The 18,406-nt window shown below is 66.9% G+C and carries 8 protein-coding genes; 1 reads left to right on the forward strand and 7 read right to left on the reverse strand.

Features of this window, described 5'->3' with window-relative positions; all coding sequences use genetic code 11:
- Positions 1-14 precede the first annotated feature (14 nt).
- Entirely contained in the window at positions 15-821 is an 807-nt protein-coding gene (locus ACVTJA_RS28485) for a siderophore-interacting protein (RefSeq protein WP_465824289.1), read from the reverse strand.
- Positions 822-940: 119 nt separating this feature from the next.
- Positions 941-2,536, reverse strand: a complete 1,596-nt coding sequence (locus ACVTJA_RS28490) for an SAM-dependent methyltransferase (RefSeq protein ID WP_465824291.1) — start codon at positions 2,534-2,536, stop codon at positions 941-943.
- 23 nt (positions 2,537-2,559) lie between these two features.
- On the opposite strand from ACVTJA_RS28490, the gene ACVTJA_RS28495 reads away from it, so the two are divergent.
- Complete coding sequence (locus tag ACVTJA_RS28495; RefSeq protein ID WP_465824293.1) at positions 2,560-3,216, forward strand: hypothetical protein; 657 nt, start codon at positions 2,560-2,562, stop codon at positions 3,214-3,216.
- 29 nt (positions 3,217-3,245) lie between these two features.
- On the opposite strand, the gene ACVTJA_RS28500 is transcribed toward ACVTJA_RS28495, so the two are convergent.
- The 5 genes from ACVTJA_RS28500 to ACVTJA_RS28520 all read right to left on the reverse strand — a co-directional run bounded on the left by ACVTJA_RS28500 (position 3,246) and on the right by ACVTJA_RS28520 (position 18,387).
- Positions 3,246-11,237, reverse strand: coding sequence for a LamG domain-containing protein (locus tag ACVTJA_RS28500; RefSeq protein WP_465824294.1), 7,992 nt, complete (start codon positions 11,235-11,237; stop codon positions 3,246-3,248).
- 51 nt (positions 11,238-11,288) lie between these two features.
- Positions 11,289-13,052: an eCIS core domain-containing protein gene (locus tag ACVTJA_RS28505; RefSeq protein ID WP_465824295.1), complete on the reverse strand. Its 1,764-nt coding sequence runs from the start codon at positions 13,050-13,052 to the stop codon at positions 11,289-11,291.
- A gap of 555 nt (positions 13,053-13,607) precedes the next feature.
- On the reverse strand, positions 13,608-16,820 hold the full coding sequence (locus ACVTJA_RS28510) for a TIR domain-containing protein (protein WP_465824297.1): 3,213 nt from the start codon (positions 16,818-16,820) through the stop codon (positions 13,608-13,610).
- Between the two features lie 326 nt (positions 16,821-17,146).
- Positions 17,147-17,641 carry a VOC family protein gene (locus ACVTJA_RS28515; RefSeq protein ID WP_465824299.1) on the reverse strand — a complete coding sequence of 165 codons (495 nt, stop codon included), beginning with the start codon at positions 17,639-17,641 and terminating at the stop codon, positions 17,147-17,149.
- Positions 17,642-17,661: 20 nt separating this feature from the next.
- Positions 17,662-18,387: a sulfotransferase domain-containing protein gene (locus tag ACVTJA_RS28520; protein WP_465824301.1), complete on the reverse strand. Its 726-nt coding sequence runs from the start codon at positions 18,385-18,387 to the stop codon at positions 17,662-17,664.
- Positions 18,388-18,406 lie beyond the last annotated feature (19 nt).

The raw sequence follows: 18,406 nt of genomic DNA on the forward strand, positions 1-18,406 counted from the left end.
TCCTGGCCGCCGCTTCAGTCGTGCGGCTCCTCGTGGTCGGCGATGCCGCGCTTCCAGTAACCGACCACGCGGACCCAGGGCTTGTGGATGCCGCGCTCGTTGACGAAGTAGTCCCGGATGTTCCGCATCGAGTTGGACTCACCCGCCGCCCAGACGAAGCCGTCTCCCGGCGGGAGCGTCAGCCCGCGCACGGCCTGCTCCAGCAGCGAGGTGGCCCCCGGCGGCGCGCCGTTGCGGTGCAGCCACGTCAGCTCCAGGCGGGCGCGGGTGGTGAGCGGTATCTCCTCGGAGGCATCGCCGACCTCGAGGAGGACGATGGCGCGGGCGCTGGCGGGAAGCTCCTCCAGCCTGCGACTGATGGAAGGCAGCCCGCTCGGGTCTCCGGCGAAGAGGTACCAATCGAAGTCGTCGGCGACCATCAGCGAGCCCCGGGGCCCCGCGACGCAGATGAAATCTCCCTCCTTTGCGTTGGAGGCCCAGGTGGTACCGGGCCCGGAGCCGTGCAGCACGAAGTCGATGTCCAGCTCTCCGGCCACGGGGTCATGGCGGCGGGGTGTGTAGTCTCGCGTCGAGGGCCGGGCGACGCCCTCCGGGAAGACGACACCGTGCGGCCCCATGGTGGGCACTGCGGGCTTGAGCTCACCCGGGTTGGGGATGAGCAGCTTCACGTGGTCATCCGCGCTCGCGCTGTGGAAGCCCACGAGGTCCTCCCCTCCGAGCGTCACGCGCACCATGTGCGGCGTGAGCCGGGTGGTCCGGCGGACCTGCAGCATCCGGAACTTCACCGGGAAGGGACCTCGACGGTAGACGCGCTCTGCCACGGACCACTCCTGTGCGCCCGGCTCACCCGGGCCCTGATGAGAACCTGAATACGATACTGATTTTCATTTTCATCTCAACCCGAGAGTGGGGGTGTGTTGAGGATACGGTGAGCGTGAGGTCAGTCCGCCACGACTTCGATGAGCGGATTGTTCTCCGCCCAGGCCTCGGGCGCGGTCATCACCCGCTCGCACCACGCGCGGAGCGTTTCGAGGTGCCGGTCCTCGCCCACGGGCACGGATTGGAGGCGGCGGTGCCACACGGCCACGGAGGGCACGGCCTCACGGCGGCAGTCGCGCCAGTGGCGGATTTTCCAGCCGGCGCCCTCCACCAGCTCACGGAGCCGCGCCGAGCTGACCATGTGCATGGTGCCGCCGAACGCGGAGCTCGCGGGTGAGGCATCCTGACAATTGACGCGCATCACCAGCCGGTCCGCGAACACCCGCAGCACCCGCAGCACCCGGGCCTTGTCGCGGATGTGGCTCAGCGATTCGAGGAGGACGGCGCAGTCGAAGTGGCCCGGAGGCAGTGTCTGTTCCGCGTCGCCCCAGCGGACGGGCAGGCCCAGCCCCGCGATGTACTGGAACTGGCCGCGGCTGATGGTGACGCCAAGGCTCCGGCACCGGAGGTCGCGAATCCACATCGCCAGTGGCCCACCCCAGCCGCAGCCGACGTCGTAGATGCGGCTTCCCTCCGGGATGAACGGATACAGCGTCGTCACCGCACGGCGAAGCGCCGCCTCCATCGTCGCGTCGCTCACATCGAGCTCGGGCGAGTCGAACAGGCCGGCGTGGTAGTGCAGCTCCGGCCCGAGCACGGCCTGCCACGTCTTCACGTCACCACCGTAGAACGCATCGAGGCCCATGGGCTCCGGGCCGATGCGCGGCAGCGAGGGCAGGCGCCGGAATACCGACTCCTCGACGTCGCGCTGGAACGAGAGCGCTCCCTCGCGGATCCGGGCCTGCAAGTCGGCTTCGCTCACCGGCCACGCACCTTGCAGCGACGCCGCGGCGTACAGCGTCACCTGCGGAGCGCCCTCCCCCACCCTCACCGCGACATGGCGAATGGGAACCTCGCGCCACCGCGAGTCCTCCCGCACGCCGAGCACCGTCGCCAGCTCCCGTACGCCCTCCAGCGTTCCCGCGACGGGGCACCAGGGAAACGCCAGGTCGACCTGCTCCACCTTTCCGTCGCTGCCCTCGCGAAGCCAGAAGCCCGAGCTCTGCTGCAGCCGCTCGTCGCGCAGCAGTTGTTCGAAGGCCGGGCGAAGTGTGTCCGGAACCATCTCGGCGGGCCGCAGCCCCGAGGGCGTCTCAGGCAGGTAGTGGAAGTGGTAGCGCGAGCGCCGGGCCTCACCACCGGGCAGCCAGCGCCACGCTCGGTAGTCATCGGCCAGCGTGGCCGGGGCGCGGCCGTGAAGGTAGAGCCGGAGCTCGGGCACGCCCTCGCTGAAGCCCACTGCGAGCCCCTGGCGAACCGGCAGCACGGCATCGCGCTGCGCGGCGCGGACGGCCTCCGGAGCGGCGAGTCGCTCCAGCACGCGAGCCATGGGTGCGAAGGCGAGAGAATCCCCTCCCGCCAACCAGCAACAGAAGCGGCCCTCGGTGTCCACCCGGCCCGGCGTCAGCCGGAGCGAGAACTCCAGGTCCACGCCTTCTCGCCCACCGAGCTCGGCACCGAGCTGTTCGAGCAGCCACTTCGCGGTCCATCCCTGCATGTTGTTAGTGTCCCTGAATCATCATGCCAGACACCAGACCGCCCATGGACATCGATGACCGCGCGCTTGCCGACCCGACAGGGCTCGCGCGTGCGCTGCGTCCCCGCCTGGGCGAGCACCCCGTACCGCAGAGCGACCCGAGGACCCGCGGCCTGCTGCTGGAACTGGGCGGTGCACCGGAGGGCCACGCATGGCTCCAGGCCGAGCTACCGGAGTTGGCGGCGCTGTTCTTCCGCTTCGCCAGCAACGCGGATGCGCTCCATGTCCTCGCCATCAACGAGACGCCGCCCACCGCACCGGACCGCTTCCTGCTCCGCCCGCATGTGGACCGGCGCTGGCTGGGCGACGACGGCTTCGGCGCCGCGCCGCCCCGATGGACGACGGTGGTGTTCGTGGACTTCCCCAGCCACGCACGAGGAGGCGAGCTCGTCGTCTTTCCGCGAGGCGCGTTCGAGGACTCCGAGCCTGTCCCCCGCGACGGTGCTCATGAGACGGTGGCACGACACCAGGGCGTTCTCGTGACGCCGACACCGGGCCGCGCCTGCCGGATGTCCGGCGACCTGCCCCATGCCGTCATTGGCTACTCCGCCGCACCGGAAGACCCCTGGCGCCTCGCCATCGTCATCGCCGAGTTCGCGCGAGACGCCGCCGAGCCCCCACCGCGCGGCCTGCTCACGTGAGGAGCAGGGCCGCGCGATGAGCGGCGAGGTCACCACTTCGTCGGATCGAGCTTGCTCGCGGCCTTGGAGAACTCGCCGCCCAGGTTCTTGAACAGCTTGTTGATCTCGTCCGTGGCGTAGCCGGCGCCCTTGAGCGCGCTGTTGAGCGCATCGGCGCCCAGGTTGTATCCGCTCTTGAGGTAGTTGCCGACCTGGTCCACCGCGTAGCCGGCGCCCTTGAGTGCCTTGCTGGCGGCATCGGCCGAGCAGTTCCAGCCGGTCTTCAGCGCGTTGCCCACCTGGTCCGCCGCGTAGCCAACGCCCTTCAACAGCTTCGCGGCCTCCTCCGCGCTGGTGCCGTACGCGGACTTGAGCGCGTTGCCCACCTGGTCCGCCGCGTAGTCCGCGTCCTTGAGCAACTGCGCCGTCTGCTGGGCGGTGGCGCCGTATGCGGACTTCATCGCATTGCCCACCTGGTCCACCGCGTAGTCCGCGCCCTTGAGGAGCTTCGCGGCCTCCTGCGCGCTGGCGCCGTATGCGGACTTCATCGCATTGCCCACCTGGTCCGCCGCGTAGTTGGCCCCCTTCAGGAGCTTCGCCGCTTCCTGCGCGCTGGCGCCGTACGCGGACTTCATCGCATTGCCGACCTGGTCCGCAGCGTAGTTGGCGCCTTTGAGGAGCTTCGCCGCTTCCTGCGCACTGGTGCCGTACGCCGACTTGAGCGCGTTGCCCACCTGGTCCGCCGCGTAGTCCGCCCCCTTGAGGAGATTCGCGGCCTCCTGGGCGGCGGAGCCATACGCCGACTTGAGCGCGTTACCGACCTGGTCCACCGCGTAGTTCGCGCCCTTCAGCAGCTTCGCGGCCTCCTGCGCGCTGGCGCCATACGCGGCCTTGAGCGCGTTGCCCACCTGGTCCACCGCGTAGTTCGCGCCCTTCAAGACGGCCGCGGCCTCCTGCGCGGTCGCCTTGTAGCCCTTGACCAGGGCCGTGCCGACCTGGTCGGCGGCGTAGTTGGCGCCCTTCATCAGCTTCGCCGCCTCTTCCTTCGAGGCCTTGTACCCGGAGCTCAGCGCCTTGCCGACGGCCTCACCGGAGTCCTTCGCGAACGAGATGGCGCCGCTGCCCACGTTGGTGAGCCAGGTCAGCGCGTCCTTGAACAGGTGCTCCAGGTATTTCTCCGGCGCGTCGATGATGCGCTGCTTGACCCAGTTGACGAGCTGCTCGAAGTCCGCAGGCGGGACGTCGAACCCGAAGCGCACATCGAAGCCCTTGCCGTTGATCTTGAACCTCGCCGTGAGGTCTCCCGAGAACCCCTTCTTGGAGATGAGGACGGACACGTCCAGCAGGAGGTCCACGGAGATGCCGACGTTGTCCGCGACCTTCACGCCGCCGATGCGGACGAGGCCGAAGTCGACCTTCGCCGAGGCCTTGAACCCGACGGAGCCCTTGAAGCTCGGCTCGCCGTTGGCCCACGACACGTCGAGCAGCATGTACGAGCCGAGCCACCGGCCCTCCAGCCGGAGCTGGTCGTTGGACAGGTACACGCGCGACTGCGAGAGCGTAAGGCCGAAGAGCTGGTTGCGCGTCTCGCCCTGCACGTAGAAGCGCTGAGGGCTCACCATGCCCTCGACGTTGCCCGTCACCTTGAGGGGCCAGTCCTTCGGGAAGAGGTCGAGCTCGCCGCTGAACCAGAACTGGTCATCGACGAGCTTCAAGTCTCCACGCATGGCCGTGTGGCCCGCCACCGTCATCTGCGTGTGGCCGCGGAGCTGGATGGCCGCGCGGCCCTGCGTCGCGGGCGAGGCCGCGAGCGCCCACGTGCCGCCACCCACCACGCCATGGAGCGCGTTCGGCCCGAGGTCCACGAGCTGCGTCCCCGCCGTGTGGTCCATGTTGTAGTACGCGACGAGCCCCGGCTCTTTCCCGGTCAGGAACAGGTTCATGTCGTCGGAGATCTGCGCCGCCGTCCGAGCCACGGACCAGTACCGCAGGTCATCGATGCCACCCCGGAACCAGGCCTGCGCATTGGCATCGCCGCTGCGTCCCACGTTGACCGAGGCCGCCTCGGAGATGAGCTTCCCGGGCAGCTTGTCCTGCGCGGCCTGGGCGCCGTTGACGAAGACGGTGCACGTCGTCCCGTCGTTGGTGACGGCGAGGTGGTTCCACTCACTGAACCGGAGCGTGTTCACCGCCGTGTTGAGGACGCAGGCCCGCTCCTCCGTGGGAGAGACGCGCGCCGTGTAGCGGTGCGAGACGATGCCGTTGTTGCTCACGTAGAGCTTGGGCGCCTTGCCGCTGCCGCCCCAGATGCACTGCCATGAGCCTGCCGGGTCCTTGTCGGGGCGGACCCACGCCTCGATGGTGTACTGGTCCGTCCTGAGCTTGTCCGTCTGGGCGATGAGCGCGGAGTCGCTCGTGCCGTTGAGGACGAGGCCGTCATGCCGCAGCTTCGCGGGCTCCGCGGCGAGCTGCATCTCGATGCGGCCCGGGTTCCGCTTGCACGCATCCACGAGCGTGGTGCCCGTCGCCTCGGAGAAGCGCCACAGGCTGACGAGCCCCGCCTCCGTGCCGCTGAGCCGCCGGCGCATGTTCGCCGTGAGCTCCTCGGGAGAACGGGCGCTCGACCAGAGCCGGACCTCGGACATCTCGCCCGCGTAGAACGCATTGTTCTCGCCGTCCGCGGTGCGGCCGAAGGAAACGCGCTCCTTGTCGATGATGAGGTTGCCCCGAACGGGGCCCTCGGACACCTTGACGCCGTTCAGGTACGTCCGGGCCACCTTGCCGTCGTTGGTGATGGCCACGTGGTTCCACTGGTTCCACGCGACCAGGCCGGGCGCCGTATCGGGCGCGCCGTCGTTCATGTTGTTGGGCGTGTGGAAGCGGTGGTGGATGTAGCCCGAGCTATGGAAGAAGACGGCGTAGTTGCGGCCCCTCTTCCCGAACAGGCCCATCCACTCGCGACCGCTCTGCCTCGGCTTGCACCAGACCTCGACGGTGTAGGTGCCGATGCGGAGGCTCTCCGAGTCCGGCACCTCGATGTAGTCGTCCTGTCCGTCGAACACGAGGCCGCGCAGCGACACGACCTCGGACGGGACGAAGCTGCCGCTGGTGATGGTGCCGTGATTCCGGCCGCACAGGTCCATGGCCCGCGAGCCGGTGTCCGTGTCGAAGCGGTACAGGGACACGAGGTCCTGGCTGCCCGCGTCGATGCGCTCGAACATCGTGCCGGCAATCTCGGCGCCGCTCCGGGCGCGCTTCCAGATGCGAATCTCGGCGAGCTCCCCCTTCCAGGGGTTGCCCCAGTTGGACACCTTGCTCACCCAGAGCGTGTCCTTGAACAGGACGAGCTGGCCGTTCACCGGACCGCTCGCGAGCTCCTTGCCGTCGACATACGTCTTCGCGGTGACGCCGTCGTTGGTGATGACCACGTGCTGCCATTGCCCGAAGGTGACGGTGCCATTGGCGGTGTTCGGTATGCCCGAGTTCCCGCTCGAGGAGTCGGTGAAGCGGTGGTGGTAGAAGCCGTTGTCCCTGTTGACGGCGAGGAAGTAGTTCCGCCAGAGGTTGCCCTTGCGCGTGTCGACGCCGAAGACGTCGGCCCAGTCCGAGGGCTGGTCCTTCGCGGACTTCATCCACAGCTCGACCGTGTACTCGGGCAGGACGAGGCTGTCGGACGCGGGAATCTCGATGCGCGTGTCCTTGCCGTTGAAGGACAGGGCCAGCGGCGCCGGAGCGGGCTGCGGGGCGGGCGTGGCCACCTGGAGCACCGGCGCGGCCGCGACGTCCGTGGCCAGCGGCGCGTTCACCATGATGGCGCCGGACAGCTCGAGCTCGGTGACGCCGATACGGCCGTCGAGCTTGAACCCGGTGTTGAAGCCCATGGCGCCGGACGCGGCGAGCCCGAGGGCCGCCTCCATGCGCATGAACTTCAGGTCCGCCTCGCCACGCACGAAGGCGACGAGCCCTTCCTCGTTCCCCGTCTGTCCCTGGCCGGAGGTGCTCGCCACCGAGGGCAGCACGGTCATGAAGTCGTCGCGGTCGCTCTCGCTGAGCTTCAGTCGCTGGAAGCCACCCTTGCGGAACTCGGCCGGCGTGGTGAGCAGCCAGTCCGCGTCGAACTTCATGAAGGCGAAGCGGTACTCCGCGCTGCCCACGCGGTTCTCGATGGGAATCGAGCCGATGCAGTCGTTGATGGAGAACGTCTTCCCGAAGTTCATCAGCGACGCGATGTACTTCCACGCGCCCACCGAGACAGCCTTCCCCTTCGTCCCGAGCAGGCCGTTGCCGAGGTACTCGGGCGCCTGGAGGAACTCGTCGTGGAACTTGAACGCGAGGTCCACGCCACCCGGCGGCGTGTTCGGGTCCAGCAGTGCCTTGCGGTCGTTGAAGAACTGGTTGAAGGCCTGGAACACGGCCATGGCCGCGGCCCCGTCGAGCTTCGGCTTCGGGAAGCCCACGTGCGCCTGCAGGCCCAGGCCCTCGATGCCCAGGTACTGGAACCCGAGCTCGTCGTAGAAGACCGGCAGCGGAATCGGCAGGCCTTGCGAGACGGGGATGATGCAGAACACGTCGTCCAGGATGATGCGCCGCTGGAGCTGGTCCGACGTGGGCAGCGGGAAGCTGTCGCTGCGCGGCAGCATGAGCGACACCGCGAGCGACGGCAGGTCGAACTGGTCGATGAGCGCGTCGACCTCGCCGTAGAACAGCGAGCCCGACATGAGCGTGCCCACGGTGAGCTTCCGCACCTCGATGCCCACGAGCCCGGGCATGGGCACGTAGCTCTGCACCACGGACGGGAAGAGCACGCGCACCGGCGTCTTCGGCGCCAGCAGCCCGAGGCTGATGCGGCCCGCGGGCGAGAAGCCGAACTTGAACTCGAGCTCCTCGGGGACTTCGAGCTGGAGGTACTGCTTGAACCCGTCCGGGAAGCGGTTGAGCACCTTGCCGGCCGACTTCAGCGCCGAGACGATTTCGTTGGGGACCCCGCCGACCTTCTTCAGGAAGCTGACGAGCGCGTCGATCTTCAGGTCGTTGTTGTCGTCGACCAGGTCGAGCGCCTCGATGGGAATGGCATCCGGGAAGATGTCCGCCATGCCCTTGCCGCCGCAGGCCTCCAGGAAGAGCTTGAGCGGCGTGAGCGGCAACGCGAGCGGCCGGGTGACCTTCACGCCGCCGCCGGCCTCGAAGTACTGCGTGATGCCGTCGTAGACGAACGTCGGCATCTTGAAGCTGATGGCGCCGTACTTCCCGAAGTCGACGTCGTACCAGGCCTCGCCGTTGACGACGACGGAGTTGGCCCCGGTGAACGGCGAGCTGAGCAACTGCATGGCGACGCCGGTGCCGGAGATGGTGAACCGCGTCCGTGCCATGGAGAGCGGGTTGCCCTGCTGGTACACGCGGAACATCTGCGCGCCGAGATACGTGTTCAGCTCCGCCGGCAGGCCGAGCCCCGCTTCCAGCACCATTCCGAGCTGCGGCCGGATGGAGATGCCCAGCTCCGTGAGCTGGATGACCACCTTGCCCAGGCTCTTGCCGTTGGCCTTGGGCAGCGTGAAGTCGATGGGGCTGGTGACGTTCACCGCCGAGATTCGGACGTCCTTCTTTCCGGCAACCAGCTTCGCCGTGAGCTTGGACGGCAGCACCTGGGCGAGCCCACTGGAGATGCCGGTGAAGCCGAGGATGGTGGTGCCCGTGAAGGTCCACCCGGCGCTCGCGGACTCCTTGACGAAGCCCACCTCGGCCAGCTCGCCGCGGAAGCCGAGCCCCTCCCCCGTCGGGAAGTCGATGTGGAACTCCGTCGAGCCCGGGTTCGGCTTGAAGAGGAGCGCCTTCCGTCCCTCGGCGGTGTTGCTGAGGCTCAGGTAGCCGCCGAGCTTGAAGACGGAGGCGACCTCCAGCGTCGAGGCGAGGCGCAGGTCGAAGTACGTCGTCTTCTTCCCTCCTTCGACGCCGCGGCGGTCCAGCAACATGTCGAACTGCGCGAAGGAGTACGAGCCCGCGTCACCGAGGTCGATGAGCTTCGCCTCGGGCGAGGCCATCGCGCGGAACTTGATGCGCTTCGCGCCCTGCATGGACTCGTAGCCGGCCTGGAGGTCGAGCGACGTGTCGAAGACGTTGGCGCGGATGCCACCGGAGAGCTGCCACCCGGCGCCCGTCTGGTAGTTGAACAGGAGGTTGAAGGCCCCGAGCGACAGGCCGTCCGCGATGGACACCGGCCCCTCGCCCTGGAGGCTCAGGTTCGCGCGGATGGAGGAGCTCGTGGCGCTGGTGACGTCGCGCGACAGCGAGAACTCGACGCGCGTCCTGACGGAGCCGCCGTCGGAGAGGTGTTCCCAGTCGACGGACGCATTGCCGAGCACGGAGAACGCGTGCGTCTTCGTGTCCACGCGGAAGGAGAGCGTCTCGAAGACGATGTCGGGCACCTCCTCCGGGAGCGCCTCGCCGCCGGTGACGAGCGACCAGAACTTCTTGAGCGCGAAGTTCTGAAGGGAGCCGGAGAGGATGAGGCCGCGGTTGATCTCCCCATTCAGGATGACGGCGGTCTCGGCCACCCGCATCTGCGCGGTGACCACGGCCCGGGTACCGCGTCCGGTCTTGCCGTGGTCGATGACCAGGATGAGGCCTGCCACCTCGAAGGCCGTGGCGCCCACCGGGATGGAGAGGAGGTCCTGGAAGGTCGCGCTCAGGTAGGCCGTCTTCTGCTTGGGCGAGGCCTCGACGAAGAGCTGCGTGATGGTGAGGGCCGGGAGCTCGGTCTCCGCTGGCAGGAACGACTCGATGACGTCGCCGAGGGGAAGCGTCTCGCCAGCGGGCAGGCCCGCTCCGAAGCGCCAGGTCGGGTGCTCCGCGAAGGCCGCCAGGCTGAACTTCTTGAACGCCAGGAGGCCCGTTATCGTGGTGTTGATTCGCCGGGCGCGGTCGAAGGGGTTGGAGACCGTGAAGGTGATGCCCATCTCCTTCAACGTCATGACGTCCGGGATGAGCTCCCAGGCCCCCCTGGCTCCAATCCCCAGGGTCAGCGACGAGATGTCACGGGTGACGTAGTCGAAGGACACTCCCAGCTCGGTGATGGAGAGCCCCGGGTCCGAGGGAAGCTCCTCGGGAAGGGTCTGCTCGAAGCCCTCGACGCCCACGGTCTGCGAGAGGCTCGCGAACCCCGAGATGGCGAAGTCCGTGAAGCGCCCGTGCACGTCGACAGTCGCGCGGTCATCCAGGACGTCGTACGAACCGATGAGCTCGAGCGGGCGGCCCCCGAGCTCGGCGGAGATGAGCAGATAGATGCCCGGGTGCTGGGTGGCGCTGATGACCGGGTCCCGATGCCAGGCGTCGAAGCCAGACTTCAGGTAGAGCCGGGCGTCCTTGACGGACAGGGGCCCCACGCTCTTGAAGCCGAGGTCGAGCGGCGCGGACAGCCGGATGCCCAGGAACGCCTGCGGGTCTGGCACCGCTCGATACTCATCCAGCGGTCCCGCGAGCCGGGACGGGCCGTTCTGCTGGAGCAGGAACTTCGCGGGGAAGAGGATGCCCATGAAGAAGAGCTCTCCCGCGAAGTTGAGGCCGGGCTTCAGGTCGACGGAGTTCTTTTCGTCGAAGCAGGCGCGGTTGGAGAAGATGAGCCGGCTGGTGCCCAGGCTGAGCCGGTTCAGGAAGTGCGGCTCCGTGAGCTTGTCCCCGGTGAGCTCATCGTCTCGAGGCGTCACCTGCTCGGGCAGCGCCGTGAAGAGACTGGAGAAGGTGAAGCCGCCGGGCAGCAGGACCTCCAGCGTGACGCAGAGCTCGCCATCCAGCTCCCGCGCCAGGAAGGTCGCCTCGGCCTCAGGCATGCCGAGGATGGACGCCGTTCCCACGAGCTCGAGGTGGTTCTCGGAGCGGGAGATCTTCTCGGTGACGGCGTTGAGGGTGAGGGAGTCCGTGTCGAGCACGGAGAGAAACATCTCCGTGAGCTCGGCCGAGCCCGTGAAGCCTTGATTGATATTGATGGGAGCACGCGGTCCCATCGGACCGATGGCATCGAACTGCTGGAGCAGGTAATTGAAGGACATGGGAGTTCCCAGGAGGCAGGAGTCGGAGGGTTCGAGGCGCGAGCTTTCCGGCTAGAGCAGCTCGACCTCTCCGTCGTAGGGGTCGAATGCCTCGTACCGGAGGGTGATGACGTCGAGCTGGGGCGGCGTACGCGTGTTCTCCCAGTTCGAGTACTCGAGGTTGGCCCTCGTGTCGCAGTCGACCTTGATCCGCTCACACTCCTCGCGGCAATCCTTCTGCTCCTTCGCGATGAGACCGTTGATGTCCGGCTCGAATTGGAGGTTCCCGGGGTACTCCTTATACTTCTCGATCTCTTTGACGCGCTTCTGGGAGAGCGCCTGGGCCTGGGTCTGCCTCAGCGTGCACCGCTGTGAGTATTTGGTCCTGATATTCTCCCATGCGGTCGTCTTTTCTTCGTCCTCCTGCACGACGCGCATCGTCCCCGCGGAAGAGATGGGGAATGGCGCGACGACCATGGACTTCATGTAGCTGGCAGCAAGCTTCTCGATGAAGCCCTCCTTGATGGTTCCGGTCCCCGCATCGAGCTCGAGGATGCCGTGCTTGCCGTTCACGACCTTGCCCGTGGACAGCGCGACATGCTCATTGAGCCCGAACATCAAGATGCGTCCCTTCGGAATCACCATGTCCTTCGGAATCTCGATGAACTCGCTGTTCTCATCATCGATGGGCATCCGCTTGTCCTTTCGGACCATGTCGCAAGCGACCTTGGGAGCCCAGAAGAAGTAATCCATGTTCTTCAGGATGCTTGTCGCGAGATTGCTTGGATTGCTCAGCGACAGCAGCTCCTGGCTCTTGGCCGGATCCTGCCGGGAGCACCAGGTGATGTAGCTTTTTTGGACGAGTCCCGTCTTCACGAAGGCATACAGGACGGCCTCCCAGCAGTTCATGAGGATGGGGTCATGAGGCCGCACCCCCTGAATCCATTGGAACATCTGGCGATCCCTGCACGCGTATTTGAGGTACGACGCGTTGCTCCAGCGGATGATGCCCAGCTCGTTGTAGATACGATTCGAGATGGTTTTGGCCATCTCTTCGTTGGCGACCTTGGACTTGTCCCGCTTGGGCTTGGTCAGCCTGAGCCTGGGTGTGTTGTATCTCTTCAACTCGGCCTTGCTCAGGACATCGGCCTCGGAGGCGGCCTGCGCGAGTTCCTTGTCGATACGCTCTTCCGCGAGCTCGAGTCTTTCACCGTGGTCCCTGGCCAGCTCGCGCATCTTGTCCACGACCTTGTAACCGACCTCGCGGATGCGGATTTCTCGTTTCACGTCCGCCCAGGACTTGAAGACAATCTTATCCTTGATCAGGTCCTTGGTGATGTTCACGAAATCATCGACATCGTTACCCGTGAGGTACAGCCGGTTCTTGATCTCCTCCTGGAACTTGTCCGCTTCGCTGATTTCGATGCCGCTGACCGTCACCACCTGTCGTTGGACGACGGGGAGCGGTGTCGTCACGACGCGCAGCGGCCGCGTCACGGGGAGGTCCGCGTCCCGCAGTGCGAGGTGGCGGGCCACGAGCCCCATGGTGTCGGCTTCGAGCTCCAGGGACGTGTCGTCGTTCAGCGCCCCATGCTCCGTGGAGCACGTGGCGCGCACCCTGCCCTGCATCTGCTGGACGACGTGCCAGGCCTCGTGTTCGAGCGCGTCCTCGGCGCCGGGCGACAGGTGGATGTCACTGCCCACCGCGAAGGCCCGCGCTCCGATGCGCGCCGGCCATCGTGAATCCGTGTGTACACGCACGTCGCGCAGGTCGTAGCCAGAGAGCTGCTCGAGAACTCGCCGCAGCCGCTCAGGCAGTGCCGTCAGGATTTCCATGTTTGCTGTCGCCCCCGGGTCGAACGTCACCAGTGGACGCGACGATAACAATGTCTCACCCACGGACGGGAACCAGGGGACGCGCCGAGCGCCGGCTGCGTTCGGGAGCGCCGCGGTGTCGGCTTGCGTCAATGTGTCACGGGCCTGCCTGGGTGCTTCCCGCCCCGCTCCAGTTCATCGGGCCGAAGGAGCTGCCTCCCAGGACCAGCGCCCGCCCCCTTCCTCGGAGAGCCACAGCGTCCAGGATTCAAGGGGTAGCGTTTCGTCGGACTCGGCATCAATGAGGATGCGCTGCTGCGCATCCGTGGTGACAGGCGACTCCTGCCAGACGGAGAGCACCTCGAGCAGTTTGCCGTGAGGACCGGCGAGCGTTGCGTTTCGTGCCGTCCAGGGTGGCCCTGGCTCGCGGGCCCGGAGGGGGAGCTCGATGAGGACACGGCGCTCTGAACGGTAGGTGCGATGCCGCCGTCCGGAGGTTCCGCACGCTCGCGCCCAGGGACATGTTCAACGTGGAGCGCGACCGCCACGAACTGAAGGGCGCATGACCGGGTAGTACTAATCCGGCGTGAGGAAGGCCGGTATCAGGGCGGGAGAAGAGCGATCGAAGCCGTCGCGTAGGAACTTCGCCACGTCATCACCGGACGCCGCGGCCGACATGAGCTCGAGCCAGAACTCGCGGCGGATGCGGCGGTACTCTTCCCTCTCCAGGCGCATCAGCTCACGGTCTCCCTGGAGCATGTGGCCTGTCAGTGCCAGCCCGACTCCTCCCATCCATTTCCTCGCGCCGGTGCCCCTGGGGAGCAGGGGCCAGCGCCGCACCCGCCCATCGCTGGTGACGACGCGTAACTCGTGCTCGTCCGGCCCGAGGTCGAAACCCGCGATGGAGCGCTCGTTCCACATCTGCTCGGTCATCGCCGTGCCGGTGCGGGTGTCGACGAGGAGGAAGCGTGTTCCCTGCTCATCCGAGTTTCGGAGCAACTGCTCCACGCCCTGCCCGATGACGAGCCACTGCCCGTCCGAGCTGAAGAGCGGCTTCTTCGTCAGGTCATACCGGGTGGAAGGCGACACGAGTGGGTCCCCATCGGCGAGCGTCTCGGCCCGCCCACCCGCTCCGGCGCGTCCCGGCCGCACTTTTTCATGAGGCAGCACCGCGACGACATCCGGTGTCGTCTCCGCGCCGGGCGTGGGCTGGGACGGCTCGGGCTGGACCACGGAGAAATCCGTCGCACGCAGCAGCAGGCGGAGGAGAAGTTGAGGCGACAGTGAGCTTCGCGGACCAACGAGCAGGGGCGGCTTCATCTGGTCCAGTTCCGCGAAGGGCCAGAGCTCGATGGGGCTGGCATCGCCCAGGCCCCTGATGAGCAGGAGGTGGCTTGCGCCCTCGTTCAAGCCCACCAGCGTCGCGCCTCCCTTGTTGATTGGCTCCCTCCAGCGGGGTTGACAGTCGGAGAGCGACCAGGACTGCGCGAGAATCTCAGACTGCTCCTCATCCTTCCACGCCGCGGCGACACGGCCCCCGTCGGGGGTTAGCACCGGTGTGAAGTCGCGACCCGAAAGGGAGAACTGGCAGCGCAGCGGGAGTGCAGACGTGGATACGTCCCTGATTACGGCGAGCCCGGCGGACTGCTCTCTCAGCAGGGTCGCCACGAGAATGCGTCTCCCGTCCGTGGAGAACTGGAGGTGCTCCACACTGCCCTCCTGCGGGACAGGCTCTTTCAGCAGGGGGCTTCCACTTTCGACGTTCCAGAGCTGAAGCTCGCTCTGACCCTCGCGAAGCCTCGCGGTGAGCAAGAGCCGTCCATCCGGAGAGAACGCGGCGCTGTGTACAGGCGCGGCACCGGGAAGGAGCTGTTCGTAAGCGGGATCGGATGCAAGCGGGTCCCATCGCCAGACTGTCCGCGCCTGGTCGATCAAGGTGACCCAGCCGGTCTTCTCTTCGATGTCCAGACACGCGAACTGGTTGCCAGAAGCCACCGTGGAGAAGAGCGGCTCGGGTCCGAGACGCAGCGTGCCCGTCTCCGCATCCCACAGACGCAACTCGCCTTTGCGGGATACCGCCACGACGAGCGTTCCACCGCGGGCCAGTGCCAACGTGGCGTCCACCTGTGTGGCGTCGACCGGAATATGGGTCACCGCCCCGGTCCGTGTATCCCTGACCTCCAGTCCCGGGTTCTGTAATGCCTGCCGAGGACGGCCGGCAAGCCCGCGCGCGATGAGCACGCGGCTTCCGTCCGGAGCCACGTCGCTGAGCTCGGAGGCACAGTGAAGCCACATCGACGAGCCGGTCGGCCGTGGGTGACCGGTCCGCGTATCCCAGACGAGCAGGACACAGTCGTCCAGTGATGCCATCTGGAGCGCGACAGCCGTCAGTCCATCGCCGCTCAGCTTCATGGACGCGGTAGGCCCTGGAAGCTTGAACGTGGAGACCGTGGACGGGGCAGAGCTGGCGCGAAGGTCGATGGTACGCGCCACGTAGGACTTCTCGGCCGCGTCGTACCCGCGCACCACGATCCAGTTGCGCTCGGGAGCCTGAGACATCGGTACGGACCAGCCGGGGCGGAAGAGAGGACGGAGGGCATGTGGCGCGACCTGCCGCCCCACCAGGAGACTGGCCAGACCGTCAGGAGCGGGAGGTAGAAGCTGGAGGCTGGCCGTGCGCAGCTCGGCCCCGGTGAAGTCGATGACGACGAGCTCTTGGCGAGGCGAGCTTTTCTGCAGCAGGAGCGCCTTCCCGTCGGGGGTGAACGCCAGGTCATTCGCGCTGTGGCCGCTGATGGAAAAGCGGACCGGCTCGCCCGTGCCATCGGCGGATACCAGTGTCAGCCCGAGCGAGCCACGCGCAGGGACACCTTCCTGGAGGGCGGCGATGGTGGTGCCGTCCGGGCTGAAGGCCGCCAGCAGGAAGCGGGAGCGGGCGGAGAGCCGTCGAAGGACTTTCTGCGTGAGCAGGTCGACAATCACCAACTCGTGTGCCGTGGACAGCACGACCGCCCTGTCGCGTCCCGGAGAGAGCGCGATGCGGTCCCCGAAGTCCCCCAGTCCGGCGACCACCCGTGGCGAGTGCAGGGCCGCGTGCATGGCACGCAGCACGTATCTGCCGAGCTGCGGATCCTCCTCGGGGGCGGTGGAGACAGCCTCCGCCGTGAGCAGCATCGCCCGGGTACGGTCATTCTGCTCGCGCCAGACGGCGTCCGCGGCATCGAGCCGGTTCGCGGCGAGCTGTGCGCGCGCCCGGCGGCTCTCGGCGAGGGCAAGCCGGGACTGGATGCGGGCGTACACCGAGGCGCCCAGCGCAACCGCGGCGACGATGAAGAACACCAGGGCCGCTGCCCATCCGAGCCACGCGCGCGTGAGTGCCTTACGCCGGAAGTCGAAGGACCGCAGCAGCTCGGCCAGCACGGCCTCTGACGGAGCCTGTGCATCCGCCTGCTCGGGGACATGGAGCAGGCCGGAGAGAAGCGCCTTCATCTCGCTGTCCGCCTCGAGGCGTTCCAGCGCGGCCCCGAAGACGATGGGGACAATGGGACGTGCGCGGCCGAAGAGCCGGAGCTCCTTGGCGACCCAGGGCGAGCGCAGACCGGCGTCAGTGCCTACGACGAGGAGTGCGCTCGCCCGTCGCAGGTGGCGCTGGATGCTCGGGTCGAGCTGCTCCCCGGCCACCAACCCCCGGCGGTCGAGAAAGCAGTTATAGCCGCCCCGACGCCCGATTTCGTCCGCGAGCCGGCTCGCATAGGCGCCGCCGTCGGCCCACGCATACGAAATGAACACGTCGTTACCGAGCACTCGGTCCAGGAGCCTTCTTCGTGGACCTGGCAACGAAGGCGGAGCCGACGCGGGGGGCGCCGGCTCGTCATGCGAATGGGGAACGGCGGTCTCACTCATGGGCCGGCCTGGCGCACGGGAACTCTGCCAGGGAGCGCCGGGCAGGTACAAATCGTACACCCCAGGTCGAACGCGGAGAGCAGTTGAGTTCAAGGACTACCGACCCCGCCTGGAAGACGGCGGAGAGCTGTAGCGCCTTCGTCGAGGGCAGGCGGCCCCACTCGGTCAGGTGCGCGCCCGCAATCGGAGGTATGAGGTGCCCGAGCGCCAGCTCACCCGAGCTGATGGACCGCTTCGAGCTTGTGCCCGTCAGGATCGATGACGAAGCAGGCGTAGTACGAGGCGCTGTACTGCGGACGCAGGCCGGGCGGCCCCTCATCCTTGCCGCCGGCCTTCAGGCACGCGGCATGGAACCGGTCCACCGCCTCCCGGCTCGGGGCGTTGAAGGCGAGGTGGAATCCGGGCCCGGGCGCCGTGGCCTCCGGCCGTAGGAACAACGCCAGGACATCGCCCTCGCCGCGCGGGCCATAGCCCGCGGAGCGCTCGCTGCTCCACACCCGCGTGTAGCCAAGCGGCTCCAGGGCCGCGTCGTAGAACGCAATGGAGCGTGAGATGTCCCGGACTCCGAACGAGAGATGACCGAGAAGCAGGCCCGCCCGCGCCACGCTCTTCTGGATCGCCCGAGCCAGGACGGCCCGCTCGTCGACGGTCAAATCCGAGTTGTTGATCGAGGCCAGAATCTCTTCACAGCGAGCGGATAGCTTCATGGCGTGCACACGACTCCGGGCTACGACTCGACCAGGTATCCGTATCGCTTCAGCGGCTCCGCGAGAAGCTCATTCACATAACCATGCCACTCCGGCGGGATGATTCGGCGCCACTTGCCCACCGAGCCGTCTCCCGTGACATGGAGCCCGTTGATGCCGTCAATCGTGTAGGCCTGCCAGTTGTCGTCAATCCACCCGGCGCCGCCGTCCTGCCGGCAGACCACCGCGACCCGCTCGGATCGCGCCTTGTTGGCCTCGAGCGAGTAATCCTTCCGAGCCCGCTCCTTCTGCTCCGGCGTGAGCTCAATGCCGAAGAACTTCTCGATCTGCCCGAACAGGTAGTCGTAGTTGTTGAAGAAGTCTTCGTACCTCAGCCAGAGCACGTTCTCCCTGCCCTGCCAGGTCTCGCTGACCCTGTACAAGTCATTGAACGAGGAGTTGTCCTCCGCGTGCTCCTTGACCAGGAAGTCGATGCTCGCCTTGGTCACTGGCAGATTGGCGCGCTTGAAGTACGTACACAAAATGTCTCGAAAGTCCCTGACCGTGACGACCAACCGGTCATCTTCTCGATACCTGGGACATTTGTGTGTCTTCTTCACATTGCCGAAAATCGAGTTGAGCACCTGCCACACGAAGGTGGAGCCGCTGCCCGGGAAGCCGAACTGGATGACGAGCGGCTCCGTCCGCGCCTCGACGTGTGGATCGACTTCTTTTTCGAAATCAGAATAGGACTTCACTGCGTCCATGGACGTGTCTCCTGAGAGT

Source organism: Pyxidicoccus sp. M6 (assembly GCF_055568925.1).

Excerpts from the sequence above, each read along its gene's own strand:
- ACVTJA_RS28490 (WP_465824291.1), bottom strand. The coding sequence starts at position 2,536 with ATGCAGGGATGGACCGCGAAGTGGCTGCTCGAACAGCTCGGTGCCGAG.
- ACVTJA_RS28495 (WP_465824293.1), top strand. The coding sequence starts at position 2,560 with ATGCCAGACACCAGACCGCCCATGGACATCGATGACCGCGCGCTTGCC.
- ACVTJA_RS28500 (WP_465824294.1), bottom strand. The coding sequence starts at position 11,237 with ATGTCCTTCAATTACCTGCTCCAGCAGTTCGATGCCATCGGTCCGATG.
- ACVTJA_RS28505 (WP_465824295.1), bottom strand. The coding sequence starts at position 13,052 with ATGGAAATCCTGACGGCACTGCCTGAGCGGCTGCGGCGAGTTCTCGAG.
- ACVTJA_RS28515 (WP_465824299.1), bottom strand. The coding sequence starts at position 17,641 with ATGAAGCTATCCGCTCGCTGTGAAGAGATTCTGGCCTCGATCAACAAC.
- ACVTJA_RS28520 (WP_465824301.1), bottom strand. The coding sequence starts at position 18,387 with ATGGACGCAGTGAAGTCCTATTCTGATTTCGAAAAAGAAGTCGATCCA.